Source organism: Exiguobacterium alkaliphilum 12/1, from assembly GCF_000714435.1.
Lineage (GTDB): Bacteria > Bacillota > Bacilli > Exiguobacteriales > Exiguobacteriaceae > Exiguobacterium > Exiguobacterium alkaliphilum.
In genome coordinates this window covers 1-5,842 of sequence record NZ_JJMW01000068.1, presented here as the reverse complement: position 1 = coordinate 5,842, position 5,842 = coordinate 1, and the positions used below count along the sequence as shown (strand labels likewise).

Below are 5,842 nucleotides of genomic sequence, written 5' to 3'. Positions count from 1 at the left end.
AAATCTACTGAGTTATGTCCCAGCCTCGTTTCGTTCATTCGCTATATTTTTGATCCCAGTCCTTCAGCCATTGCCAATAATCGTCCGGATGGAGGTCTTCCGACGTCTTGCCGTCTAGCGAGTACGAACTGCCTGTGAGCGGCTAACAAGACGACCGCCAATAACATTCCGATTCGTTTCAACATCGTCTATCCCCTCATCATTTAGCATTTTTTCACATATTCGGCGGATGGATTAACATGTCCTTCAAAACGGAAAGATGAGTAGAATCGTGAAAATCGCGATGATCGCTGTCACGACTTGCAACGGCAAGCCGACTTTGACGAAGTCAAAGAAGCGATAGCCCCCGATGCCGAACACCATCGCATTCGTCGGCGAACCGAACGGCGTCATGAATGCGAGCGAGGCCGCGATCGCGACCGCGACGACGAGCGGAACCGGACTGACGTCAAGCGCCGACGCGAGCGACAAAGCGAGCGGTGCGAACAGGACGGCCGTCGCGGTGTTCGAGATGATTTGACTGAGCATCATCGTCGCCACAAAGATGGCGATGAGCACCCAGGCGGGACCCGCACGGCCGAACGACTCGCTCATCCACGTGACGAGCCACGCCATCACGCCGGCGTTCTCGAGCGCCTGACCGACCGGAATCATCGCCGCGATGAGTAAGAGTGACGACCATTGAATCGATTGATAGGCAACATCCATATGCCGGACCGCCCCCGTGAGCACCATCGCCAAGGCGGCCAACCAGACGGCGACGGTCGGGTCGACCCATTCGAAGACGAGCAACGCGACCATTGCGGCCATGATGATGCCGGCGGCGAGCTGATGCCGCTCCGATACGGCCCGGTTCGCCACGTCGGTCACCCGCTCATTCGCGAGCAGCAAGTGCGTCTCATCCCCGACTTTCTCCAAGTCACCCCATTCTCCTTGGGCGACGAGCATATCTCCCTGCTCGAGGCGAACGTCTTTCAGCTTCGTCATCGCTATCTCCTCGTTCGGACGAATCACGCGCAAGACGTTCAAGCCGTATCGATTGCGGAGACGGCTCTCTTTCAAACAGCGCCCGATGAGCGGGCTGTCGGCCGGTATCGTGAAGACGACGACCCCCGCCTCTTTCCCGTAGACGTCTCTCGGTGAGACGTGCTCATAACGCAACCCTTCTTGACGCGCGATGCGATGGACGTCTTCTTCTGCCCCACTGACGAGGAGACGTCCCTCATGGAGCACCGTGTCCGCTCTCGCGGCGTGAAGGCGATGGGCCAACCCTTTTCTCCGTTCCCCGAGCACTGTCAACCCGTGGCGGGACCATAACGTCTCGCGTAGCTCACGACCGATGAGCGGATGCCCTTTTTGGACATGGAACGCATATACGCTCAGCGGCGGCATCATCGGATGCGACGCGACCGATTCCGGTACGTCACCAACATCCAACAATCGATTTCCAATCACGTAAAAGTAAAGCAAGCCGACCGCGGCCGCGACGAGACCGACCGGCAAGAGTGAGAAGAAGCCGATTGTCTGTCCCCCGGCGCTTCGCAACACTTCGGCGGCGACAAGGTTCGGTGGCGTCCCGATGATCGTCATCGTGCCGCCGATGCTTGAGAAGAAGGCGAGCGGCATGAGCAGTTTCGCCGGACTCGTCCCTAACTGACGGGACATGGCGAGGACGACTGGAATCAAAAGCGCCACCGTCCCCGTGTTCGACATGAGGCTCGAGAGAAACGTCACCGTCACCATGAGAACGAAGAACAGGCGAACCTCGCTCCCTTTCGCGTAAGGAATCATTCCGGCCCCAACCCGTTCGGCGAGACCTGTATGGAATAGACCTGCCCCGACGATGAAGAGCCCGGCAATCATTAAGACGACCGGATTCGAAAAGCCGGCCATCGCCTCGACCGGGGTCAATTGGTTCGTCAATACGAGCGCGAGCAGACCGAGCAGTGCCACGAGGTCTGCCCTGAGCCACCCCCCGATGAAATATACAATCATGATGGCCAAAATGATTAAGGTAATCACGGCGTCCACCCTCCATGTGAAAGTTTCTACAAGGATAGTATACCACCAGTGATGGAAGCGTTATCATATCGGATTTGACAAGTTGTTCAACAAAAAAACGGATGGCATGAGCCATCCGCCATCCATCCTTATTGGACTTCGTTTTCGTTCACCATCGGAGCGTAAAGCTCTTCGAGTGGCTTCATGATGATTTTCGTCACTTCTGTGACGAGCTGGTGCATGCGCTGCTCTTCTTGCATGAGCTCCATGATCAACTCGTTCTGTTGAACGTTCATCATTTTCGTTTGGGCGTCCATCATCTCTTGTTCTGAGATCTCTTCCCCTTGCATCTGCTTCTGTTGAAGCGTCATTTGGATTTCACGGAAGTCAGCGAACAACTGGTTCGCTTCTGCATCCGCATTGACACGGTCGTATAGTGAAGAGAGGTTTGTGAACTCTTCAGAATCGCGAAGTGCTTTCTCCAATTGGTAAGCATGATCGTACAAGTTTGTTTGTGACATGTGACGTCCTCCTAAAAGCTATTAGGGCGTGCCAATCAAATGATGGCAATCAACCCTTGAATCAACCCAATCATACCACCTAATAGCGCCCCAAGCCATGTTATTGCCCGGAACTCCCGTTTTGAAATCGACAAGACGATCTCCTCTAAATACGAGGTGTCGAGCGAGCGGACCTGCTCTTGAACGATTTGGTCAATCTTCAAGCGGTCCATAATCTTCTCCATCTGATCGGTGAAGCGCATGATGACGAGCGTCACCCCTTTCGGCACGAGCTCTTCGACGACGCGCGCCTCGACGTCACGTGTATACGAATAGACGGTCCGGTCGAGTAGACTTCCGACCGGCAGGCGTGTGACGACTTCGGTGACGACACCATCGATGAGGCGCTTCTCAAGCGGCTCATCGATGAACGTCGCGACCGGACGCTCGCTGAACCGTTCGAACTCGCGCGTGATCATCGTCGCCATCCCGGCCCGCGTCGAGCTGCCCCGTAAGATATTGATAATTTCCGGACGAATCATCTCGACGAAGTTCACGTTTTGGATAAAGCCAGCGATAAAGCCGAGGCGGCGTTGGACGAATGAGTCGACCATATGGCGCAGCTGGGCCTCCCCTTCCACTGAATAAAAATACTCTTCCGACTTGATGAGCATCGTGTCGACGATCTCAGGGATGATAGCGCGGACGCGGTCCATCCCTTCCTCGCCGAGAAGCTCATACAGTTTCCGGGTTTTGACGTCTTGGAGCACATGCGTCAATTCGTCCCGGAGTCTCGCGTCCGCCGCAGTCAAAATCCGTTCCTCTGCATCCGGATAGAGCGGTTCGATGAGGGAGCGGACCGTCTTCTCCGACCGCAACATCTTCTCGACCTCGGTTTGGACGAAATGGGTAATGTGACTGCTGATTTGTTCGTCGAGAAGACGCTTGCGCATCCCTTCCGGCGTCAGCAGGTGCTTGACGACGGTCTTCCCGAGGCTTGACGCCAGTTCGTCGCGTCGCTTTGGAATGAGTCCTGGCGTGAACGGGACGCGCATCTTGCCGATATACTTCGGCTCGTGCGGACGAAACAACATTTTGACGGCGAAGAAGTTCGTCACTCCCCCGATGGTCGCCCCGATGGCGATCATGATGATTATTTTCAGTAGACTATCCAAACTGTCTGCCTCCGATCTGAAATATGATACATTGTTGAAGAGGTGATTGTGTTGACTACGTTTGAACGTATTAAATCGATTTTCCCGTCCGTTGTCCATCGGTCGGAGGACGCATCCGGTGACTATGTCTGGTACAAAGCCCATGATGGGACGGTGTTCGGTCTTCCGAAAACGGAACTGACCGAACGCGAGCGACGGCTCGTCTCGCTTTGGGCGACTCCGTTCGTCACGACGCTCGATTCGGTCCAAGCGTTGTGGCATGGCCGACTGTTCGACGACGCGTTCCGCATCGAGCGGCCGTTCCGGCTCTCGTCGCTTGCCCTGCATTACCAGGAGCCGGAAGCGCTCGAGACGTTCGTCGACGTGCTCCGTGACTTCATGCCTTCTGCCGTCATCATCGTCATGACCGCGCGACACATCGAAGTGCTCGAGACGGAAACGCTCGTCGACATGGCCGAGTTCGAAGACGTCTTGCGCGCCGTCGCCGGTGACTTTTATGTCGAAGCGAGCGTCGTTTATAGCGAGCGCCCGCTCGGTGCGCTCGCCCCGCTTTATGCGGAACATCAAGTGTTGCTCCCGCTCGCGAAACGCTCTATTAAAGCTTACCCTGCTAGTCAATTATTATACCATTATTTGTTACAAGACCATGAGTCTTTTGCCGCTCGTCTCCGCCTAACCGAGACAACGCATCAAGCCCTCGATGCGACGGCACGGGAGCTGCTCGAGGCGCTGTTCGCCCATACGCTGAACGTCTCCCATACCGCCAAGGCGCTCTTCATGCATCGGAACACGCTCAACTATCGGCTCGACCGGCTCTATGAAGCGACCGGTTATGACGCGCGCCAGTTCCACGATGCGAGTCTGCTCCAACTGATTGTCACGTTGCACAAATCTGAGTAAATGTTTTTGTGCAACGTGTCCATATTCAATGCAAGCGGTTTCATCGTATAATCGTTCTTGTAAGCGCTATTATACTAGAGCACATTCTCAGGAGGCTAACGACATGGCAGAAATTCAATTGAATCACATTGATAAAATATACGACGGTGGGGACTCGAAGGCAGTCAGCGATTTTAACTTGCACATTAAAGACCGCGAGTTCATCGTCTTCGTCGGACCGTCTGGTTGCGGGAAATCGACGACACTCCGTATGATCGCAGGACTCGAAGAAATCTCGAGCGGCGACTTCATCATCGACGGCAAGCGCATGAACGACGTCGCACCGAAAGACCGCGACATCGCCATGGTCTTCCAAAACTATGCCCTTTACCCGCACATGAGCGTCTATGACAACATGGCGTTCGGTTTGAAGCTTCGCAAGTTCCCGAAAGATGAAATCGATCGCCGCGTCCAAGACGCTGCCCGCATCCTCGGACTTGAAGAGTACCTCGAGCGTAAACCGAAAGCACTCTCAGGTGGTCAGCGCCAACGTGTCGCCATCGGTCGTGCCATCGTCCGTGACGCCAAAGTGTTCTTGATGGATGAGCCGCTCTCAAACTTAGATGCCAAGCTTCGCGTACAGATGCGTAAAGAGATCATCCAGCTCCACAACCGTCTCGACACGACGACGATTTACGTTACCCATGACCAAACGGAAGCGATGACACTCGCGACGCGTATCGTCATCATGAAAGACGGGATCATCCAACAAGTCGGTTCGCCGAAAGAAGTGTACGACAACCCGGACAACATCTTCGTGGCCGGCTTTATCGGATCACCTTCGATGAACTTCTTCCGCGGCACACTCGCAGACGGCAAGTTCGTCGTGAGCGGCGAAGAAATCAACGTGCCTGAAGGGAAGATGAAAGGTCTTCGCGACCGTGGGTACATCGGGAAAGAACTCATCCTCGGAATTCGTCCAGAATCGATCCATGATGAGCCGATCTACATCGATTCGCCGACGACACACACGTTCCAAACACACATCGATGTCGCTGAGCTCATGGGCGCCGAGTCGTACTTGTACGCCGAACTCGGTGGCCACCAGTTCACGGCTCGCATCGACGGACGTTCGAACATCCATATGGGCGATGACGTCACACTCGCGCTCGATATGACAAAAGCGCACTTCTTCGATTCTGAAACAGAGCAAGTCATCCGTTAAAACTAATCTAAAAAAGAAGTGAACCGCTAATTAAACTGTACCCTGAGTAGTAGACACTAAAA

Annotated in this window: 5 protein-coding genes; 2 read left to right on the top strand and 3 right to left on the bottom strand. The window is 54.7% G+C overall.

Going from position 1 to position 5,842, the window contains the following annotated elements; genetic code table 11:
- Positions 1-246 precede the first annotated feature (246 nt).
- The 3 genes from RT52_RS17665 to RT52_RS17655 all read right to left on the bottom strand — a co-directional run bounded on the left by RT52_RS17665 (position 247) and on the right by RT52_RS17655 (position 3,649).
- The gene (locus tag RT52_RS17665) at positions 247-2,022 is read right to left on the bottom strand and encodes an SLC13 family permease (RefSeq protein WP_034814436.1); all 1,776 of its coding nucleotides are present in this window, start codon (positions 2,020-2,022) and stop codon (positions 247-249) included.
- Positions 2,023-2,150: 128 nt separating this feature from the next.
- Complete coding sequence (locus RT52_RS17660; RefSeq protein WP_024371783.1) at positions 2,151-2,522, bottom strand: YlbF/YmcA family competence regulator; 372 nt, start codon at positions 2,520-2,522, stop codon at positions 2,151-2,153.
- 35 nt (positions 2,523-2,557) lie between these two features.
- The gene (locus tag RT52_RS17655; RefSeq protein ID WP_051690224.1) at positions 2,558-3,649 is read right to left on the bottom strand and encodes a DUF445 domain-containing protein; all 1,092 of its coding nucleotides are present in this window, start codon (positions 3,647-3,649) and stop codon (positions 2,558-2,560) included.
- A 75-nt stretch (positions 3,650-3,724) separates the two neighbouring features.
- On the opposite strand from RT52_RS17655, the gene RT52_RS17650 reads away from it, so the two are divergent.
- Positions 3,725-4,576, top strand: a complete 852-nt coding sequence (locus tag RT52_RS17650; RefSeq protein ID WP_034803817.1) for a PucR family transcriptional regulator — start codon at positions 3,725-3,727, stop codon at positions 4,574-4,576.
- Positions 4,577-4,679: 103 nt separating this feature from the next.
- Positions 4,680-5,780 carry an ABC transporter ATP-binding protein gene (locus RT52_RS17645; RefSeq protein WP_034803815.1) on the top strand — a complete coding sequence of 367 codons (1,101 nt, stop codon included), beginning with the start codon at positions 4,680-4,682 and terminating at the stop codon, positions 5,778-5,780.
- Positions 5,781-5,842: the final 62 nt, after the last annotated feature.

Excerpts from the sequence above, each read along its gene's own strand:
- RT52_RS17660 (WP_024371783.1), bottom strand. The coding sequence starts at position 2,522 with ATGTCACAAACAAACTTGTACGATCATGCTTACCAATTGGAGAAAGCA.
- RT52_RS17655 (WP_051690224.1), bottom strand. The coding sequence starts at position 3,649 with ATGATCGCCATCGGGGCGACCATCGGGGGAGTGACGAACTTCTTCGCC.
- RT52_RS17645 (WP_034803815.1), top strand. The coding sequence starts at position 4,680 with ATGGCAGAAATTCAATTGAATCACATTGATAAAATATACGACGGTGGG.